This is a genomic window from Flavobacterium flavipallidum, assembly GCF_038289905.1.
Lineage (GTDB): Bacteria > Bacteroidota > Bacteroidia > Flavobacteriales > Flavobacteriaceae > Flavobacterium > Flavobacterium flavipallidum.
Genome location: NZ_JBBYHU010000036.1, coordinates 21,617 through 40,805, shown reverse-complemented (window position 1 = coordinate 40,805; position 19,189 = coordinate 21,617). Strand labels below are relative to the sequence as shown.

16 protein-coding genes are annotated in these 19,189 nt (G+C 33.8%); 7 read left to right on the top strand and 9 right to left on the bottom strand.

Features of this window, described 5'->3' with window-relative positions:
• Positions 1–176: 176 nt before the first annotated feature.
• On the bottom strand, positions 177–1,148 hold the full coding sequence (locus tag AAEO59_RS14300) for a D-alanine--D-alanine ligase (protein ID WP_341701429.1): 972 nt from the start codon (positions 1,146–1,148) through the stop codon (positions 177–179).
• A gap of 267 nt (positions 1,149–1,415) precedes the next feature.
• Here AAEO59_RS14300 and AAEO59_RS14295 point away from each other — a divergent pair, with 267 nt between their 5' ends.
• Positions 1,416–2,036, top strand: coding sequence for a PASTA domain-containing protein (locus AAEO59_RS14295; protein WP_341701428.1), 621 nt, complete (start codon positions 1,416–1,418; stop codon positions 2,034–2,036).
• Positions 2,029–3,072, top strand: a complete 1,044-nt coding sequence (locus AAEO59_RS14290; protein WP_341701427.1) for an RluA family pseudouridine synthase — start codon at positions 2,029–2,031, stop codon at positions 3,070–3,072. The genes AAEO59_RS14295 and AAEO59_RS14290 overlap by 8 nt, the downstream gene beginning before the upstream one ends.
• Positions 3,073–3,142: 70 nt before the next feature.
• Here the strand turns inward: AAEO59_RS14290 and AAEO59_RS14285 are convergent, their stop codons facing one another.
• Both AAEO59_RS14285 and AAEO59_RS14280 read right to left on the bottom strand, forming a co-directional pair.
• Entirely contained in the window at positions 3,143–4,555 is a 1,413-nt protein-coding gene (locus tag AAEO59_RS14285; RefSeq protein ID WP_341701426.1) for a family 43 glycosylhydrolase, read from the bottom strand.
• A gap of 11 nt (positions 4,556–4,566) precedes the next feature.
• The gene (locus tag AAEO59_RS14280; RefSeq protein ID WP_341701425.1) at positions 4,567–5,949 is read right to left on the bottom strand and encodes a glycoside hydrolase family 28 protein; all 1,383 of its coding nucleotides are present in this window, start codon (positions 5,947–5,949) and stop codon (positions 4,567–4,569) included.
• 216 nt (positions 5,950–6,165) lie between these two features.
• Between AAEO59_RS14280 and AAEO59_RS14275 the strand changes: the two genes are divergently transcribed.
• Entirely contained in the window at positions 6,166–9,531 is a 3,366-nt protein-coding gene (locus tag AAEO59_RS14275; protein ID WP_341701424.1) for a PAS domain S-box protein, read from the top strand.
• Positions 9,532–9,689: 158 nt separating this feature from the next.
• Here AAEO59_RS14275 and trxA read toward each other — a convergent pair whose 3' ends face one another.
• The 3 genes from trxA to AAEO59_RS14260 form a co-directional block, all read right to left on the bottom strand.
• Positions 9,690–9,995 carry a thioredoxin gene (gene trxA, locus AAEO59_RS14270; protein WP_341701423.1) on the bottom strand — a complete coding sequence of 102 codons (306 nt, stop codon included), beginning with the start codon at positions 9,993–9,995 and terminating at the stop codon, positions 9,690–9,692.
• A gap of 135 nt (positions 9,996–10,130) precedes the next feature.
• The gene (locus AAEO59_RS14265) at positions 10,131–10,343 is read right to left on the bottom strand and encodes a YgaP family membrane protein (protein ID WP_341701422.1); all 213 of its coding nucleotides are present in this window, start codon (positions 10,341–10,343) and stop codon (positions 10,131–10,133) included.
• Positions 10,344–10,422: 79 nt separating this feature from the next.
• The gene (locus tag AAEO59_RS14260) at positions 10,423–11,841 is read right to left on the bottom strand and encodes an MBL fold metallo-hydrolase (RefSeq protein ID WP_341701421.1); all 1,419 of its coding nucleotides are present in this window, start codon (positions 11,839–11,841) and stop codon (positions 10,423–10,425) included.
• 189 nt (positions 11,842–12,030) lie between these two features.
• Between AAEO59_RS14260 and AAEO59_RS14255 the strand changes: the two genes are divergently transcribed.
• Positions 12,031–13,362 carry a cytochrome ubiquinol oxidase subunit I gene (locus AAEO59_RS14255; protein ID WP_341701420.1) on the top strand — a complete coding sequence of 444 codons (1,332 nt, stop codon included), beginning with the start codon at positions 12,031–12,033 and terminating at the stop codon, positions 13,360–13,362.
• A 58-nt stretch (positions 13,363–13,420) separates the two neighbouring features.
• Positions 13,421–14,497, top strand: coding sequence for a cytochrome d ubiquinol oxidase subunit II (cydB, locus tag AAEO59_RS14250; RefSeq protein ID WP_341701419.1), 1,077 nt, complete (start codon positions 13,421–13,423; stop codon positions 14,495–14,497).
• A 104-nt stretch (positions 14,498–14,601) separates the two neighbouring features.
• Here the strand turns inward: cydB and AAEO59_RS14245 are convergent, their stop codons facing one another.
• Together AAEO59_RS14245 and AAEO59_RS14240 are read right to left on the bottom strand one after the other, a co-directional pair.
• Positions 14,602–15,387 (bottom strand): sulfite exporter TauE/SafE family protein, encoded by a 786-nt coding sequence (locus tag AAEO59_RS14245; RefSeq protein ID WP_341701418.1) that lies wholly within the window; start codon positions 15,385–15,387, stop codon positions 14,602–14,604.
• 70 nt (positions 15,388–15,457) lie between these two features.
• Positions 15,458–16,093, bottom strand: a complete 636-nt coding sequence (locus AAEO59_RS14240; protein WP_341701417.1) for a Crp/Fnr family transcriptional regulator — start codon at positions 16,091–16,093, stop codon at positions 15,458–15,460.
• A 326-nt stretch (positions 16,094–16,419) separates the two neighbouring features.
• On the opposite strand from AAEO59_RS14240, the gene AAEO59_RS14235 reads away from it, so the two are divergent.
• Both AAEO59_RS14235 and AAEO59_RS14230 read left to right on the top strand, forming a co-directional pair.
• A complete protein-coding gene (locus AAEO59_RS14235) occupies positions 16,420–16,731 on the top strand; it encodes a rhodanese-like domain-containing protein (protein ID WP_341701416.1) in 312 nt (103 codons plus the stop codon).
• Positions 16,732–16,776: 45 nt separating this feature from the next.
• Positions 16,777–18,357 carry an NADP-dependent glyceraldehyde-3-phosphate dehydrogenase gene (locus AAEO59_RS14230; protein ID WP_341701415.1) on the top strand — a complete coding sequence of 527 codons (1,581 nt, stop codon included), beginning with the start codon at positions 16,777–16,779 and terminating at the stop codon, positions 18,355–18,357.
• A gap of 80 nt (positions 18,358–18,437) precedes the next feature.
• Here AAEO59_RS14230 and AAEO59_RS14225 read toward each other — a convergent pair whose 3' ends face one another.
• Positions 18,438–19,127: an NUDIX hydrolase gene (locus AAEO59_RS14225; RefSeq protein WP_341701414.1), complete on the bottom strand. Its 690-nt coding sequence runs from the start codon at positions 19,125–19,127 to the stop codon at positions 18,438–18,440.
• Between the last annotated feature and the right edge of the window lie 62 nt (positions 19,128–19,189).

The window sequence follows — 19,189 nt, the reverse complement described above, 5'->3', positions numbered from 1 at the left end:
CCGAAACTATATCTTGAAAAATCTCAAAAAGCAAAAATGACCGATAATGGATATCTAAAATCGGTCATTTTCTTTAATTTTTATTCAAAAGATAGATTACTTCTGAATGTGCCTGAAAATAGCCACAGATTAGAAAGAATAAATCTTTGTTAATCCTTTAATCTGTGGCTAAAAAATTATGCTAATGCTAACTCGATCGCATTAGTAAACAAATCTTCTAATGAAATTCCGGCTGCGGCGGCCTGTTGCGGAATCAAACTCTCGGTAGTTAATCCCGGAATGGTGTTCATTTCCAGCATATGTGGTTCGCCGTCAACAATGATAAATTCAGAACGGGAGAATCCTTTCATTTTTAAGACTTCATAAGCGCGTTTAGCAATAGCGCCTACTTTTTGAGTCATTTCGTCCGAAAGTCGGGCAGGAGTGATTTCCTGAGATTTTCCCTGATATTTGGCTTCGTAATCAAAGAAATCATTCTCAGAAACAATTTCTGTAATTGGTAAAACAATAATTTCGCCTTTGTAATTGATAACTCCTACGGAAACTTCAGTTCCATCCAGGAAACTTTCAATGATGATTTCGTTGTCTTCTTTGTACGCTGTTTCGATGGCTACTGGCAATTCGGCTTCGGTTTTTACTTTTGAAATTCCGAAACTGGAACCGGCTTTATTTGGTTTTACAAAACAAGGCAGACCTACTTTATTGATAATTTCGGTAGTGTTGATTGCATCCCCTTGGTTTAAATAATAAGAAATTGCCGTTTTGATTCCGTATGGTTTTAAAACAGATAGTAAATCTCTTTTATTGAACGTTAAGGCTGCTTGGTAATAGTCGCAAGCGGTTTGTGGAATATTTAATAATTCAAAATAAGCCTGCATTAATCCGTCTTCACCCGGAGTTCCGTGAATAGCATTGAAAACACAGTCAAATGTAATTTTGTTTCCGTTGATAGTAACTGAAAAGTCGTTTTTGTCAATTGGAAATTCGTTCTCGGCATCGTCCACATAAACCCATTTTTCTTTGAAAATGTGGATGCGGAATCCGTTGTATTTTGATTTGTCTAAAAATTTGTAAACTACGTTACCGCTAATCAATGAAATTTTGTATTCACTGGAATAGCCGCCCATGATGATGGCAATGTTTTTCATTTAGTTTCGTTTGTATTTTAAAAATTGATTCTGTTTTATGACATTTCCTTGAAATGTATCTAATTTTTTTTGCCACTGATTTCACAGATTAACACTGATTTTATTTTTTATTATTTCAAGAAATCTGAGAAAATTTTTTAATCTGTGGCTAATATTAGTAAAAAGCGCCTCATCTTGACTATTGCTGAGGTTAAGGTGCATAAAACAAAATTATCATTTTTTTTGAAACGAAATAGCTTTATCTTTGACACCATTAAAAAAATATATATGAGTTTACGTAAATACTTAACGAGTCGAGTGTTCTTTGGACAATTGTTTCTTGCAGCTTTGATTATTGCCGTTTTAGGTTATCTTTTTATGCATTGGCTGACTTTTACAACCGATCACGGACATGAAATTACGGTGCCTGATTTGAGAAAATTAACTGAAGAACAGGTAGAAGAGAAGTTAGACGAGTTAGACTTAGATTATGTGTTGCTTGACAGTGTAGATTACCGAGGCGATTACCCGAAATTTAGTGTGGTGCAACAGGATCCTATGCCGGGCGAAAAAGTTAAAGATGGTCGTAAAGTATATATCAAAATTAACAGTTCCGGTTTTTCATCGGTGAAAGTACCTGATTTGATTGAGAAAACCTATCGTGAAGCGGTTCCTACTTTGAAAGCTTTAGGACTGGAAGAAGGAACAATTACGTATATTCCAAATCTTGGTAAAGATATGGTACTGGAAATGCGTTACAAAGGAAGAAATATAAAACCGGGAGATCGTGTTTTGAAGTCCTCTAAAATTGATTTGGTTTTAGGAGACGGAAAAGCAAGTTATGAGGAAGACATAGCAACAGATACGATTGCAACTCCAACAACTGAAGAAGAATTACCGAATGAATAATAGTATTGAGCCGAATGAATTAGAGGAAGACGAATTATTTGAACATTATAAGTTTGAAGTTCCTAAAGGGCAGGCCTTTTTGCGAATTGACAAATATTTGATGGGATTGATTCCGAATGCTACCCGAAATAAAATACAAAACGCGGCTACCGAAGGCAATATTTATGTCAATAATGTGACAGTAAAATCAAATTATAAGGTGAAGCCTTTTGATATTATTACCATCATGTTGACGCATCCGCCTTTTGAAAATCATGTGTTGCCTGAAAATATTCCGTTGAATATTGTTTATGAAGATGAGGCATTACTTTTGATCAACAAAGAACCGGGACTAGTAGTGCATCCGGGTCACGGAAATTATACAGGAACTCTGGTAAATGCTTTGGCGTTTCATTTTGAAAATTTGCCAATGAACAGCAGTGAGCGTCCTGGATTAGTGCACCGAATTGATAAGGATACATCGGGCTTGTTGGTTATTGCCAAAACCGAGGCTGCTATGACGCATTTGGCCAAACAATTTGAAGCCAAAACTACCGAAAGAGAATATGTTGCTTTAGTTTGGGGAAATGTCAAAGAGGAAAGCGGAACGATTGAAGGGAACTTAGCCCGTCATTTGAAGGACCGCATGCAAATGGCTGTTTTTGATGATCCTGAAATTGGAAAACCCGCCATAACCCATTATAAGGTTTTAGAGCGTTTTGGATATGTAACTTTGGTTTCCTGTATTTTGGAAACAGGAAGAACACACCAAATTAGAGCGCACATGAAACACATTGGACATCCATTATTTAATGATGAACGATATGGAGGTCATTTAATTTTAAAAGGAACTACTTTTACTAAATATAAACAGTTTGTTGAAAATTGTTTCAAGGCGTTGCCAAGACAGGCCCTGCACGCTAAAACACTTGGATTTGTACATCCTAACAGTGGAGAAATGATGCGATTTGATACAGAACTTCCGGATGATTTTAAGGAATGTATTGAAAAATGGCGTAATTATTCTAAATCACATCACGCAGAAGAGGAAGAGTAATTTTCTTTAATTATCATAAAAAATCCCGTTTTGATAGCCATCAGAACGGGATTTTTGTTTTTTGGGGATATTATTTTTTAACTATTATTTTATCGATTGAAACATAGTTACCTGAACTTCCAAATTCCGTTCCGTCTTTTTTATACCAATTCCCATGTTTGCCTAAAACAGTAACAATAAATTTATATGTTCCTTTTTGCAAAACAGGGCTTAAATATTTTAAAGAAGATTCAGAGTATTTACAATACATTTCAATCATTTGAGAATGAATGGTTTTTCCGGTGGTATCTTTAATTTCAATTTGAGCATAGCCACCATTTGGTCGTGCGACTCCGTACAAACCAATTTGGGTTCCTTTGAAATCAACTGAAAAAGAGGCTCCTTTTTCATCAGATGATTTGTCTGCAAAGGAATCTTTATCAGTATTTTGTGTTTTCCAAAGTCCGGAACAGTAAATTTTTTTGTTATCAGAATTAGGAATAGTTTTACCTTTTAATTTTGATTCCGACCATTGTCCGGTTTCAAGATTGATTTGCCAACTTTGTTTGTAATTAGGTAGTGAAATTGTTTTTCCGGAAACCAAAAGCGGTTGCCAAACATAAGTGGCTGCTGATTTTTGATGCGGGAATGCCCAACGATCTCCCGCAAACAAATAGGTGGTTTCTTTTGAGCCAACAATTGGAAGCACAAAAGTAGTTTGAGAATTCCATGTTAAACTTCCTTTGGGAGCAAAATTCCCGTGTGATTCCCAAGGGCCTTTCAAAGATGTAGCAGTAAAATAATAATTGTCATTGCGTTCCCAAGATGTCAACCCTGAACCCAGCCAAAAATAAGTGCCGTCTTTTTTGAAAATGACAGGTGCTTCACATTGCCCGGTCATATCTTTAACAACCTGCTCAGTAACGCTTTTGTAATCATCGCTCAGTTTGTACAAATTTCCGGAATGCGTAATGATATAACCGCTGCCATCAGTATCCTGAAATACGCCCATATCCCATTTTTTGATTGGTTCACCATTAAATAAAATTGGTCCCTGAAAAGTATATTCGCCATCAATAGTTTTAGAAGTCGCGTAGCCCACACACTGATCTTTGTATTTCAAATCATCAGTATGCATATACATGATAAATTCGCCTGTTTTAGGGCATTTCATGACTTTGGGTCTTTCACCGATACGATTAGGACCTAATTTCCCGGAATCCTGAACCGGAAGTGCTATTTTTTCAAATTTCCAGTTGTATAAATCCTCAGAGGAATAACAACTAAAACCTGTAAAGTCAATTGCATCATCGCTTTTATATTCACCAAAAAGGTAGTAACGATTGTTTTCTTTGATTATGCCTGCACCGTGAGTACTCACCGTATTTCCGTTTTGGTCAAACCAGGGAATTCCGGAGTAAATGGCGTCTATTTTGCTTTTCTGGGCGAATCCAAAAGAACAAAAAGCAAATAGTATTATTGTAAAAATTCTTTTTTGAGACATTTTATAGTTGATTAGTTTTCTTTAGGATTAACAGTAAAATTATGAACGTTTTCTGTAATGTATTTTTCTTTTTCTTCCATTTTATCTGCAGTTACACTTTTAAGGAAAATGTTGCGAATGGGTAATTCTTTTTCTCCCTTGATTCGGGCTATAAATTGTACATTTTTGGCAGTAACATTACTTAAATATACATCCGAAATAGGAGTTAGGCGACGTTCTACAGTTGGAACTAAATTTTTCCATTGGTACAACACATCTGTTTCGATACCAAGTATTCCAAAATCCAGTTTACTTCCTTTTATATTTTGAACATATATATTCTTTACATAACCACCCATGCGTTCATTGGTTTTAATGAATACCAAATTGAACATTTTTGCTCCGTCCAGCACTTCGCAGTTGTCAATGAAGACATTTTCAATTCCGCCTGATAATTCACTTCCTACTGCTAATAATTGATGTCCGTTTTTAATCGTACAATTTCGAATAATTAAGTTTTTGGTTGGTGTTTTAGAGCGCCATCCTTCGGGATTTCTACCTGATTTTACAGCTATAGCATCATCTCCCTGATCAAAAGTTACGTTTTCTACTAAGATATTCTGACTCATTTCTGGGTCAAAACCATCGTTGTTGTGACCATGTGCATAGATGTTTAGATTTCGAACAATAATATCCTTTGATAGATACATATGAACAGTCCAAAAAGGACTATTAGTTATAGATATTCCATCTAATAAAATGTTTTCGCTTCGGTTAAACTGGATAAATTGCGGACGAAGATTAGCCGTGTCGTTAACCATAATACGTTGCTCAACGGCTACATTTTGACCAGACATATTGTATAGCCTTTTTAAGCTATTCATGTGACCAGCTGGGCGACCTGCCCATTTTTTCCAAAAATCCATTTTGGCTTTGATACCACCTTCACCAGTAATAGCAATATTTTTACATTGATAAGCATAAATTAATGGCGAATAATTGTAGCATTCCAGTCCTTCCCAGGTAGAGTGTACAGCAGGTAAATAATCCTTTGGATTGTCCGAGAATAGCAGTAAAGCTCCTTTGTTTAAATGAAGATTTACATTGCTTTTAAAATGTATTTTTCCTGTTTCCCATTCTCCCTCCGGAATAATAACAGTTCCGCCTCCTGCTTTATTTGCTTCATCAATGGCTTTAGCAATTGCTTCTGTGTTTTTGTCTTTGTTTCCTTTAATAGCCCCAAAATCAGTAATTAAGAATGTGGGACATGTCCTAAAATCAGGTGTTTTAATTTTAGTGGTTCCAAAAGGAGCTTTGATTTTAATTGTTTTTTGATTGACTTTTGGTGGATCAATTTTAAAAGCATAAAGGGAAAGTGAAACCACTAAAAAAGTAAACAGAATAATTTTTTTCATTTTGGTTTATTTGGTTCGTTTTTTAAAGCATTGAAATTTTATTTCAATTGCACTCTTAATTTGGAGAGCTTCGCAAATATATTAAAGTCTTAAATCAAAGGTGTCCTGATTGAAAGACAGACAGCCTGTAAAAATTGTGTCCAGCTGGTATTTTTGTTAAAAAAACTAAAATTATTATAGGGATTTCAGTATATTTAGGCTTCAAAATAGGTGCTTATGAATGAATACAAGGATGAATTGAATTTAGATTATCAAAATTTAATCTCAAGAATTAAAGAACAAGAGCAACAAATTGAAATTTTACAAAAAGATTTAAATTCAAAAAACAATTTTTTAAATGAAATAAAAAACTCTACTCAAACTTCTGCTGTTTTAATTTATTCTTTAGTTATTAAAGCTAATGGTGATTTTTATTTTCCTTATTTAAACAATGAGGATGATTTTATTTTTGGTTTTAATTTAAAGGAATTAAAGGATTTTGATTTAATCCTTCAAAACATACATTCTGATGATTTTTTAGCCCTAAAGGAGAGTCTTCCTCATTCACTTGACAATGATTCTTCAGTACAAATGGAGTATCGATATATTCATCCAGTGAAAGGGCTGATGTGGCATGAAATTAATTCAAAGGCTGTGGCTAATAAAGATGGAAGTATAAGCTTGAATGGAATAGTAACGGATGTTACATCAAGAATGATGGCAGAACAAAAAATAAGTAAAGCCAAACGACTGTATCTTTTTATATCGAAAATCAATCAAATTATTGTTCGTTCTCAGGAGCAAAATCAGCTTTTCAATGAGGTTTGTTCGATTGCGGTTGAAGAGGGAAATTTTAAAATGGCTTGGATTGGTCTTATTGATTTTGTTACTAATACTGTAAATCCTGTAAGTTACGCAGGAGAGGATCAAGGCTATTTGTCGATTATAAAAACAATTAGTTTAAAGTTAGATGAAATAGGAGGAACCGGACCTGCAGGTACGGCTTTGAAGCAGGAAAGTTATTATGTATGTAATTCTATTTCAGATGACCCTATAATGAATCCATGGAGAAAGGAAGCTTTAGCAAGAGGATTTCAATCTTTGATAGCTATTCCAATTAAAAAATTTGATACCACCATTGGAGTTTTTGTAATTTATGCTGCAGAGGAGAATTATTTTGATGATGAAGAGATTGGGTTGTTAAATAAGGCAACCGCTGATGTTACATTTGCATTGGAACTTTTTGAAAAAGAAACCTTAAGAACACTTGCGGAATCAGCCGTTACAGAAAGTGAAAAAAGATTTCATACGCTTACTGAAGTATCTCCCGTAGGGATTTTCAGAACCAATTTAAATGGAGCAACTACTTATGTAAATCAACGTTGGACTGAAATTGTAGGACTGAGTTTTGAAAAATCTTTAGGAAATGGGTGGTTTTTAGCAATTCATTCTGACGATAGAGTTAAATTTTATGAGGAATGGAGAAAAGTAGTAGGTAATAGAGAAAAATCACTTTTAGAGTATCGGTTTGTTAAATCAAATGGCGATATAGTTTGGGTAATAGGTCAGGCGACACCTGAAACAAATGCAGAAAATCAAATTATTGGTTTTATAGGTACTATAACCGATATAACAGAGAAAAAACTTGCCGAAGTAAAGTTTGTCAAAACAAGTAAGAAGATGGAGGCCATCATTGAAGCCATTCCTGATTTGATGTTTGAAGTTGATTTAGATGGTAACATATTTAATTATCATTCTTCAAATGATGAATTATTGCTCATGCCATCTTATCTTTTTATAGGCAAAAATGTAACAGAAGTATTGCCTCAGGAGGCGGCTCAGGTATGTCTTTCAGGATTGGAAGAAGCCCATAAAGATGGTTGTTCTAGAGGAAAACAATATTCATTAGAATTGTCAAAAGGGAAGCATTGGTTTGAATTATCATTAGTTCCAATGAAAGAAGATGAAGCAAAAGAACTTCATTTTATTGTTATTTCAAGAGATATTACAGAACAAAAAAGTATTGAACAAGCACTGAGAAAAAATCAGGAACGCTATGCCGGACTGCTCCGAAATTTAGAGGCAGGAATTATTGTTCACGATCCCTTGGGGAAAATTATTATGAGCAATAGCAAGGCTGGTGAATTATTAGGGTATACTGTTGATGAATTGATTTCAAATGATGAGAATGTTTTGAAATGGGATTTTGTGAATGAAGATTATTCGGAAATGCAAGTTGAAAATTATCCTATTTCTCAGATTATTAAAGATAAAATAGCAATTAAAAATTTTCCTTTGGGAATTAGAGACGCAGTAAATGATTCCATAGTTTGGGTTTTAGTTAGTGGTTTTCCAATGTTAGACGAAAACGGAAATATTCAGGAAGTAGTTATCAGTTTTATTGATGTTTCTGAGCAAAGGAAGATGAATTATGAAATTCAAAAAGCAAAAGAGTTAGCCGAAACTGCCAATAAGTCTAAAACTGATTTTCTGGCAAATATGAGTCATGAAATTAGAACACCTTTGAATGGAATCATTGGTTTTACTTCGCTTTTAATGGAGTCAAAACTAAATGATATTCAAAAAGAGTATATGCTTACCATAAATGAATCGGCAACTACTTTAATGGATATTGTAAATGATATTTTGGATTTTTCTAAAATTGAAGCCGGTAAATTAGAACTTAAAATAGAAGAAATCGATCTTTTTGCACTGATTAATCAGATTTTTTCTTTGTTTCAATATCAGGCTAATCAAAAGGAAATTGAGTTAAAATTATTTATAGATGATAATGTTCCTGAATTTCTTTTTACAGATGCATTGCGTTTGAAACAAATTATTGTAAATCTAATAGGAAATGCAATTAAATTTACCCAAAAAGGAAGAATAGAATTAGAAGTAAAAACCGAATTGCCTCTGGAAGAGAATTTTGTTAATTTGATTTTTTCGGTGAAAGATACTGGAATAGGGATTAAAGAAGAAAATCAGGCCAAGATATTCCTTTCTTTTGTTCAGGAAGATAATTCAACTAGTCGCCAGTTTGGTGGAACCGGACTTGGGTTAGCTATTTCAAACCAGCTTTTGGCATTAATGGATTCAAAATTGGAATTAGAGAGTACTTTTGGTGAAGGAAGCCGATTTTATTTTTCGATTAGATTGGAAAAATCAAATTTGCACATTGAGCAAATTCTTAATAAGAATCAAGAAACTATGAAGGAAAATATTTTTGGAAGCAAAAAAGTAATGATTGTGGAAGATAATAAAATCAATATGTTTTTAGCCAAAACCTTAATTACAAAAATTATCCCTGAAAGTATTATAATTGAAGCAAGGGACGGAGACGAAGCAATTGAGCAATACAAAATGGAACAACCAGATATTATTTTGATGGACATTCAAATGCCAAATAAAAATGGATTTGAAGCAACCAATGAAATTAGAAAAATTGATGATGGTCGATTTACACCAATTATTGCTCTTACAGCAGGAATTTTTGTAGAAGAAAAAGAAGAATGCTTAAAGTCAGGTATGAATGATTATATAACTAAACCTATAAATATTAACGATTTAGAATCGATTGTTTTCAAATGGTTAATGGACTAATAATTTAAACTACGAAATCATTGATGATCATTTTGTAAAAATAAAGCTAATCGAAAAGTGGGCAGTTTTTATCAAATCAGTCAACTTTGGGTTATTAAACAAGATTCAACAAAAGATTGTTTTCTGCCGCTTACCATAGTTGCAATGGGAACGAATCATTATTTTATTCTTTTTTCCAAAACAATATTCACAATGGTATTTTTATCTACCACACCGGATTGTCTCCATAATTGTTTCCCGTTTTGAAACAAAATCATAGTTGGAACACCGCGTACCTGATAGAGTGAAGCGATTTGTTGGTTTTTATCAACATCAATTTTTATAATAGAAATTTGATCTCCTAGTTGGTCTTTTACTTCTTTTAATATTGGACTTAGCATTTTACATGGACCACACCAAGTAGCAAAAAAGTCAACTAAAATAGGTTTTTCAGATTGTATGAGTTGGTCAAAATTGCTGTTCATTTTAATGGAAATTATGGTTGGATTTTGTGTTTGTTTATAGTTCTTAATATTGATTTTTGAACAAATAACAAAAGAAGTTTACAAAGGTAAAAAGTGTTTTTTACTGTTTGTAAACTTCTTTGATAGATCATTATTTTAATGACTTAGTTTCTTTTTATTAGTAGTGATTCCCCAAGGTGTATAAAAGGGACAAAAATTAATAGAAACAGTAATTAAAAGTACCGCAGCAAATGCTAATAAAAAGATGCCAAGATTACCGGTAACAGCGTGTGTAAAATACAAAGTTGCCAGGGTTAGAGCAATAATTACACGGACTGTTTTATCAGTTTTCCCTATGTTATGTTTCATGATTTCTACAATTTAAGGGTTATTAATGCAATCATAATATCATATAAATTTACGTATAAAAACGCTTTAAATCAAGTGGTTATGGTTTTAAAGTTTTGCTTTGGCATACAAAATCTGTTTTAGGAACAGTAGTTTTTGCAATAGCATTAAATCCACCTTCGATTTCAATAAAATTTCTAAAACCTCTTGCCTGAAGGATAGATGCAGCAATCATACTGCGATAACCGCCGGCACAGTGTAGGTAAAATGGTTCCTGAGGATTGATATCTTTAATCCAGTCGTTGATGTAAGCTAATGGTTTAGAATAAGCATCCTCAACATGTTCAGCCGCATATTCACTTTCTTTACGAACATCAATGATTTTGCTTTCGCCGATTTTTATTTCTTTGGCAAATGCTTCGGCAGTAATGCGATGAACGGTATCAGTTTCATATCCTGCGTTTTGCCATGCAGCAAAACCTCCTTCTAAGTGTCCAAGTATGTTGTCAAAACCTACACGGCTTAATCGGGTTACTGTTTCTTCTTCTTGGTCGATTTCAGTAACTAAAATGATAGGTTGTTTGACATCAGCAATTAAGGCGCCAACCCATGGAGCAAAATCACCTTCGATACCGATGTTAATAGATTGAGGAATAAATCCTTTTACAAATACAGTGTTTTTACGCGTATCCAAAATTAAAGCTCCGGTTTCTTCCACTACTGCTTCAAATTCATTTGCAGGAATAGCTACCATACCTTGATTTAAAACCGATTCAAAACTTTCATAACCCTGTTTGTTCATGGCTACATTCATTCCAAAATAAGCAGGAGGTGGTAATAATCCATCGGTCACTTCTTTAATAAATTCAGTTTCGGTCATGTTAGCTCTCAAAGCATAATTAGTTGCTTTTTGATTACCAATGGTTGAAACTGTTTCCTTGCTCATGTTTTTTCCACAAGCACTTCCGGCTCCATGGGCAGGATAAACAATTACATCGTCTGGTAAAGTCATAACCTTGTCTCTTAATGAATGAAATAAGGTAGCGGCTAATTGTTCCTGAGTCATGTGGGCCGCTTTTTGAGCCAAATCCGGTCTTCCTACATCGCCAATAAACAAAGTGTCACCAGAGAAAATAGCGTGTTGCTTTCCGTTCTCGTCTAATAATAAATAAGTGGTACTTTCCAGCGTGTGTCCAGGTGTGTGAAGGACTTTAATTTTGATGTTTCCAATTATGAATTCCTCTCCGTCAACAGCAATTATAGCTTCAAATTCAGGTTGGGCAGTTGGTCCGTAAACAATTGGGGCACCGGTTTCTTTGCTTAAATCCACATGTCCAGAAACGAAATCGGCATGGAAATGGGTTTCGAAAATGTACTTTAGTTTTACATTATCACGCTCTAAACGCTCTAAGTAAGGCTGTACTTCGCGTAATGGGTCAATAATTGCTGCTTCACCATTTGAAGTAATATAATAAGCTCCCTGAGCAAGACATCCGGTATATATTTGTTCGATTTTCATAAAAATGATTTTTTTTTACATAACAAAGATAAGGTATGCACCGTGTAGATATAGTGACTAAAGTTACATAAAGTATCGCAGTTATAGTTTTTACAAAATGTAGAAAAAAACATAAATATAAATGCGTTTTTAAGCAGTGTTTTCAAGCTATTTGAATTAAATTTGGGCTATCAAAAAAACTCCTTTTCAATGGAAGAAATGCTCTTTTATGATCGAATGCAATTTGCATTTACCATTACTTTTCACTATTTGTTTCCGCAGTTAACAATGGGACTTTCGTTAATTGTTGTTTATTTCAAATGGAAATTTTTAAAAACAAACGATCCACATTATAACAAAGCTACTCATTTTTGGATGCGCATTTTTGCACTCAATTTTGCGATGGGAGTCGTTACGGGAATCCCAATGGAATTTCAGTTTGGAACCAATTGGGCTAAGTTTTCAGAACTGACGGGAGGTATTATTGGGCAAACTCTTGCTATGGAAGGTATGTTCTCTTTCTTTTTAGAATCATCATTTTTAGGAATGTTTTTGTTTGGTGAAAAAATCCTCGGTCATCGTTGGCATTTCATAACCGGATTATTGATTTGTCTGGGTTCCTGGGCCAGCGGATTTTTAATTATAGCCACACATTCCTGGATGCAGCATCCGGTAGGTTATGAAATATTGGCCAACGGAAAATTTGTACTTAATGATTTTGCAGCATTGTTTTCTAATGAGTGGTTGTGGCCTTCGTATTTGCACAATCAGGCAGCTTCTATGGTTACGAGTTCGTTTGTAGTGGCAGGAATTGGGGCTTTTTATATTTTGTTAAACAAAAATGTCTCTTACGGGAAATTGTTTTTGAAAACAGGAGTTGTTTTCGGATTGATTTCGAGTATTATTGTTGCTATGCCTACTGGTGATTTATTGGCTAAAAACGTGGTGAAACATCAGCCGGTGACATTTGCAGCAATGGAAGGAATTTTCCATACAGAGAAAAAAGGAGCCGAAATTGTACTTATTGGTCAACCTGATGTGAAAGACAAAAAACTGGATAATAAAATTGCGGTGCCTAATGTATTGAGTTTTTTAACTTATGGCAATTGGGATACTGAAGTGAAAGGTTTAGACCAATTTGCAGTAGACAAGCATCCAACCAATATTTCAGGTTTGTATTATGCATATCATATTATGGTGGGTTTAGGAACGCTTTTTATTGGAGTAATGGTTTTGGCAGTTTTCCAATTAAGTAGAAAACAATTGTTTCAAACCAAATGGCTTTTGTGGACTTTTATGTTCTTAATGCCATTTCCATATATAGCAAATATTACAGGTTGGTATACAGCTGAATTAGGGCGTCAACCCTGGTTAGTATATGATTTATTGCGTACTGCTGATGGTGCTTCGCCAACAGTTTCTTCCGGAAATACCTTATTTACGCTGATGGGATTTGTGGGACTTTATGCTTTGTTAGGAATGTTGTTTGCCATTTTAGTTGGTAAAATTATTTATCACGGTCCTGAACCAAAACATTCTTAATGGTTTAAAGTGAATTTATAAAAGGTATATCTATCAAAAAAAATATAAAAATATAAGTATGGAATTCTTTTGGTATGTAGTGTTGATTGGTATTTTGGCCACTTATTTGGTGCTGGATGGTTATGATTTTGGAGCGGGAATCATTCATTTGTTTTTTGCTAAAACTGAAAAAGATAAAAAAGCAATTACGAATGCAATTGGTCCTTTTTGGGATGCCAATGAAGTGTGGTTAATTGCTGGAGGAGGGGTGTTGTTTTATGCTTTTCCAACTTTGTATGCGGCTTCTTTCAGCGGATTTTATTTGCCGTTAATGATTATTTTGTGGCTGTTGATTTTTAGAGCTGTTGGTTTAGAGCTTCGTGGGCAAATTCACAATAAAATGTGGGAAGCAGTTTGGGACAAGGCTTTCGGAGTAGCGAGTTTGTTATTAGCGTTGTTTTTCGGGATGGCACTAGGGAATGTTGTTCGTGGTGTAAATTTAGGAATGGTTATTAACGGAGTCGCTACACAGGAACCACATTTCTTCTTTTTGCCTTTATGGAATTCGAGTTTTAGTCCTGAAGATTCTCAACTTGGAATTATTGATTGGTTCACGCTTTTTTTGGGAGTGGTGAGTGTAGTAGCTTTGATGATTCACGGTGCCAATTGGATTATTTTTAAGACCAATTCATCTTTAAATTCCCAATTAAAAGAGGTGGTTTTCAAGCTAAATTTTGTGTTGTTGGCTTTAGTTATAGTTTCTCTTTCGGTTTGGCATATTATAGAAAAAGAGCCATTTCATAATTTTATCGATAATCCGATTCTTTTTATTTTTCCAATAATCTGTTTTGTGGGGTTGTTTGGCCTATTTAAAGTAAAAACTTTCAAAAAAGATGGAACAGGATTCTTGTTTTCAACCCTTTTCCTTGTGGGTGGATTCACTTCGACAACTGCTTCTATTTTTCCAGTGGTATTACCGTCAACTAATAAAGTTAACCCTTCTTTGACTATTTACAATGTTGCCAATGGAGATTATGCTTTATCAGTAGGCGTTTATTGGTTTGCTATTGCGCTCGCTTTAGTAATAGGATACTTCATTATTCAATACAAAGTGTTTAATGGTAAAATGGATGATGTGGGATATGGTGAGCATTGATTCTTTTGAACTTAATATAAAAAAAGAGCCTGTTTTGACCAATACAAAACCGGGCTCTTTTGGCAATAATAGGGTTTGGATATAAATTATTTTTATGATTATTGTTATAACAGGACTTCTTTGATAATGATATAAATTCCCATTATTAATACAAACCAGCCAAAAACAGGTTTAAGTTTGTTACCATCAATTTTTTTAGAAAGTATAATTCCTATAAACATTCCTATAAATGCCATGGCAGAGATAAGCAGCAATAATTTGTAATCTATTGGCCTGTTGAGGTATAAATCGCCGGCAAAACCTATAGCTGAATTGATGAAAATAATCAATAGCGAAGTTCCTACAGCTTGTTTCATGGGTAAATTAGCAAAGAACAAAAGAGCAGGTATGATTAAAAATCCGCCTCCAGCACCTAAAAATCCGGTAACGATTCCTACTAAGAATCCAATAATTGAAAGTTGAGTATAATTAATTTTATAGATTGCTTCTTCTGTTTTGTTTTTTTTAATCATAGAAATGGATGCGCTTATCATTAAAATAGCGAAAACAATCATAATTAATAAATCTTTAGATACAGCATAAGTGGCAACAGTGAATAATGTTGAGGCAATCTTTGGGAAAATAACTTCTCTGATAATCAATATTGCAATTATAGAAGGTATGGCAAAGTAAAGCGCTGTTTTTAATTTTAAATTTCCCAGTTTGTAATGGCTATAGCCTCCATAAAAAGAAGTAAGCCCAACAATGAATAATGAGTAAGTGGTTGCTAATTCAGGATCGATTTTGAATAAATAAACTAAAATTGGGATGGTAAGTATGGAACCACCACCTCCAATTAATCCTAAAGAGAGTCCAATTATAATTGAAGCTAAATAACCAAAATATTCCATTTGTAATTTTTTCACAAAGGTTGGAAGTATTGTGGATAGCCACAGTAACATTTGTCACACGAGCAGTTTTTTACATCAGTAGCTCAATTTGGTTACGATTTAAAGTTACTAAACCACGTTGTTCCATTTTTTTTAATAATCGAGAAATTACTTCTCTTGAGGTGTTTAACTCTAAGGCGATTTCCTGATGGGATAAATGGATTGTGGTGCATCCACAAGCTTTAGCATGGCGTTTTAAATAGAATTCCAGGCGCTCATCCATGGCTCTAAAAGCGATGTTGTCGATAACTTCGAGAACTTCTTCAAATCGGGTTCGGTAGGTGAAAATGACAAATTCGTACCAAGAACGATGATTCATCATCAGTTTATCCATTAGTGTTAAAGGAATTGTTACTGCTTCTACATCCTCAACTACTTTAGCGGTGATTTGGCTTGTTTGATTTTTGGTAGCACATATTAATGAAATTGCACAAGCCTGACCTGGTTGTAAATAATACATTAAAAATTCTTCTCCATCTTCTCCTTCACGATAGATTTTCAATTGTCCTTTCAGGATTAAAAGGGTGCTTTTGATGTATTGACCCGTTCGCATGATTACGTCACCTGCTTTAAATGATTGAAAACTGGAGTTTGCTTCAATTTCATTAATAAGATCGTTAGAGAAATTTGGAAAAGCTGTTTTTATAGTGTTTATATTTTTGGACATATTTATAGTTGTTGAAAATCGAATCTTGTTAATATGTTGGTTTTTTAGGTGAAATTATAAGACTTTGGTAAAAGTAAGTAAAATTTAATGATCAATTTTGAATGTTTCGTTAAGAATATTATTAAGATTGTTAAAAAACGAAAATGTAGATATTGTATTTAAGAAGATAATATTGAGGTAGTTTTTAATAAAATAATAGAGGAATGTAAGTTTTGCTGATTATTGTAGGCCACTAAAACGTTTTCATTAAAATATTTCCTAATTCAAATTTCAGAGACTGTATTTTTACAAAAACATTGTAATTTTACAAAAAACACAACTTTATTATGAATTTAACACAAGAAGATTGGATTACTCAGCTCGAAGAAGATGGGAATGCTGTGATTTTAGACGTAAGAACAGAAGCCGAATGTGATGAGGGAATTATTCCTAATGCTATCAATATTGATATTCACCAAGGTCAGGGTTTTATTGCTGAAATAGAAAAATTAGATAAAAGTAAAAATTACTATATCTATTGTCGTTCTGGTGCTAGAAGTGCAAAAGCTTGCGAAATCATGAATGAATTAGGATTTGACAATACCTACAACTTATTAGGAGGTATGTTAGATTGGGACGGAGAAGTGGTCGCTCCTTAAAACTAACTAATCTTAATCACAACACTAACTAAAATATTATAATTGATGAATTTAATCCCTGAAGAATTTAAGATAAAAGAATTATTGCACCAAGATACTTATTTAGTTGATGGTGAATTAAAAAAATGGACAGGTAAAACAACTGAAGTTTATTCTACTATTTCTTCAACAGAGGAATATGCACCTACTTTATTAGGAACTATTCCTTTTATGGGAGAGGCAGAAGCTAATGAAGTTGTAGCGTCGGCTAGTAAAGCTTTTAACCACGGTCAGGGATTATGGCCTACAATGAAAGTGGCTGATCGTATCAAATGCATGGAAGATTTCGTGTCCAAAATGAAAACTACACGCGAAGAAGTAGTTAAATTATTGATGTGGGAAATTGGAAAATCATTAGGTGATTCTCAAAAAGAATTCGATAGAACAGTTGATTATATCTACGATACTATTGAGCATTATAAGCAATTAGACAGAAGTAATGCTCGTTTTACTAAAAGTCAGGGAGTGAATGCAATGGTTCGCAGAGGTCCTATTGGAGTAGTTTTGTGTCTTGGGCCTTATAACTACCCTTTAAACGAGACTTTCTCTTTATTGATTCCTGCTTTGATTATGGGGAACCCTGTAATTTTCAAACCGGCTAAAAATGGAGTTTTATTGATTTCTCCTTTATTGGAAGCATTTCAATCAAGTTTCCCTAAAGGTGCTATTAATATCGTTTATGGTAGAGGAAGAGAAATTGCTTCTCCAATTATGAAATCAGGAAAAATTGATATTCTGGCATTAATTGGAAATAGTAAATCAGCCATTGCTTTACAAGATCAACATCCGAATAAGAACAGATTGCGTTTGGTTCTTGGATTAGAAGCAAAAAATCCAGCAATTATTTTACCGGATGCCGATTTAGATTTGGCTATTACCGAGTGTATTACAGGAACTTTATCTTTCAACGGACAACGTTGTACAGCTTTGAAAGTTTTATATGTTCATGAATCAATCGCTGAAGAATTTAATAAACGATTCTCTAAAGCAGTTGACGAATTGGTTTATGGAAATCCTTGGGATAAATCTGTTTCATTAACGCCGCTACCGGAAGTTGATAAACCGGCTTATATTCAAGGTTTAATTGATGATGCAACTGGCAAAGGAGCTTCTATAATCAATGCTAAAGGTGGTCAAATCTCAGAAAATTATATTTTCCCGGCTGTTTTATTCCCGGTAAACAAAGAAATGAGAGTATACCACGAAGAACAATTTGGTCCAGTGGTTCCAATCATGACTTTTAAAGATATTCAGGAACCTTTAAATGATATGGCTGAATCAAACTATGGGCAACAAGTAAGTTTATTTGGTAAGAATGCTAAAACATTAGCTCCTCTTATTGATGCATTAGTCAACTTAGTTTGTAGAGTAAACTTGAATAGCTCTTGCCAACGTGGACCAGACGTGTATCCGTTTACAGGGCGTAAAGATTCTGCTGTAGGTACATTAAGTGTTTTTGACGCCTTACGTTCATTTTCTATTAGAACTTTCGTAGCTTCTAAGGATAATGCTTACAATAACGAAATATTACAAGAATTATTGAATAGTAAAGAATCTAACTTTATTAATACCGATTATATCTTGTAGTACTTAACTAAAAACAAAACTAAAAACAAGAAAACCGTTCTAAATCTAGAACGGTTTTTTAATTTTTTTATAAAAGATATTTATAGATTTAACGCAAAATTATTTAATGATTTGGCATCATATTTTTCTTTGTCAAACATATATAAATAAGACCCTTTTCTAGACGAAAGCATGTCTTTTTCGTTTAGTTTAACTAAGATATCTAATGAATTGATTTTACTGATAAAATTTCTTTTGTCTAAAGCTTTATCTAATATTGCTTCGTATAATTCTAATAATTGGCGCATAGTGAATTTTTCAGGTAATAGCTCGAAACCTACAGGTTTTGTAGAAGTTCTATAGCGTAATCTTCTTATAGCATGTGCAACCATATCATCGTGGTCGAAAATCAATTTGGGCATATTGGAGATGTTAAACCACTCTGCGTCATAATTTTTGATTAATTCGGTGTTGTGATTTTCAATATTAATTAGAGCATAGTAAGCTACTGATATGGTACGGTCTACAGGATCACGATCTACTTCGCTAAATGCGTAAAGCTGTTCCATATATACATTTTGTAGTCCTGTATAATGATTTAATACTCTGGTTGCAGCATTATTTAGAGATTCTTCTTTTTTAAGAAATCCTCCCATCAATGACCATTTTCCTCTTTCGGGTTCAAAATCCCTTTTGATTAAAAGGATTTTAAGGCCTTCGTTATCAAAACCAAAAATGATACAATCGACTGAGAGTAGCACTTTGTCTTCAGAACTATAACTGTTTAGCATCTTAGTTGTTAATTTTTGTGTAAATATAAACACTTCCTAAAAAGTATCATAATTAATTAGTG

What these genes read in the sequence shown, in the direction of transcription:
- AAEO59_RS14300 (WP_341701429.1), bottom strand. Translation starts at nt 1,148, where the DNA reads ATGAAAAACATTGCCATCATCATGGGCGGCTATTCCAGTGAATACAAA.
- AAEO59_RS14295 (WP_341701428.1), top strand. Translation starts at nt 1,416, where the DNA reads ATGAGTTTACGTAAATACTTAACGAGTCGAGTGTTCTTTGGACAATTG.
- AAEO59_RS14290 (WP_341701427.1), top strand. Translation starts at nt 2,029, where the DNA reads ATGAATAATAGTATTGAGCCGAATGAATTAGAGGAAGACGAATTATTT.
- AAEO59_RS14285 (WP_341701426.1), bottom strand. Translation starts at nt 4,555, where the DNA reads ATGTCTCAAAAAAGAATTTTTACAATAATACTATTTGCTTTTTGTTCT.
- AAEO59_RS14280 (WP_341701425.1), bottom strand. Translation starts at nt 5,949, where the DNA reads ATGAAAAAAATTATTCTGTTTACTTTTTTAGTGGTTTCACTTTCCCTT.
- AAEO59_RS14275 (WP_341701424.1), top strand. Translation starts at nt 6,166, where the DNA reads ATGAATGAATACAAGGATGAATTGAATTTAGATTATCAAAATTTAATC.
- trxA (WP_341701423.1), bottom strand. Translation starts at nt 9,995, where the DNA reads ATGAACAGCAATTTTGACCAACTCATACAATCTGAAAAACCTATTTTA.
- AAEO59_RS14265 (WP_341701422.1), bottom strand. Translation starts at nt 10,343, where the DNA reads ATGAAACATAACATAGGGAAAACTGATAAAACAGTCCGTGTAATTATT.
- AAEO59_RS14260 (WP_341701421.1), bottom strand. Translation starts at nt 11,841, where the DNA reads ATGAAAATCGAACAAATATATACCGGATGTCTTGCTCAGGGAGCTTAT.
- AAEO59_RS14255 (WP_341701420.1), top strand. Translation starts at nt 12,031, where the DNA reads ATGGAAGAAATGCTCTTTTATGATCGAATGCAATTTGCATTTACCATT.
- cydB (WP_341701419.1), top strand. Translation starts at nt 13,421, where the DNA reads ATGGAATTCTTTTGGTATGTAGTGTTGATTGGTATTTTGGCCACTTAT.
- AAEO59_RS14245 (WP_341701418.1), bottom strand. Translation starts at nt 15,387, where the DNA reads ATGGAATATTTTGGTTATTTAGCTTCAATTATAATTGGACTCTCTTTA.
- AAEO59_RS14240 (WP_341701417.1), bottom strand. Translation starts at nt 16,093, where the DNA reads ATGTCCAAAAATATAAACACTATAAAAACAGCTTTTCCAAATTTCTCT.
- AAEO59_RS14235 (WP_341701416.1), top strand. Translation starts at nt 16,420, where the DNA reads ATGAATTTAACACAAGAAGATTGGATTACTCAGCTCGAAGAAGATGGG.
- AAEO59_RS14230 (WP_341701415.1), top strand. Translation starts at nt 16,777, where the DNA reads ATGAATTTAATCCCTGAAGAATTTAAGATAAAAGAATTATTGCACCAA.
- AAEO59_RS14225 (WP_341701414.1), bottom strand. Translation starts at nt 19,127, where the DNA reads ATGCTAAACAGTTATAGTTCTGAAGACAAAGTGCTACTCTCAGTCGAT.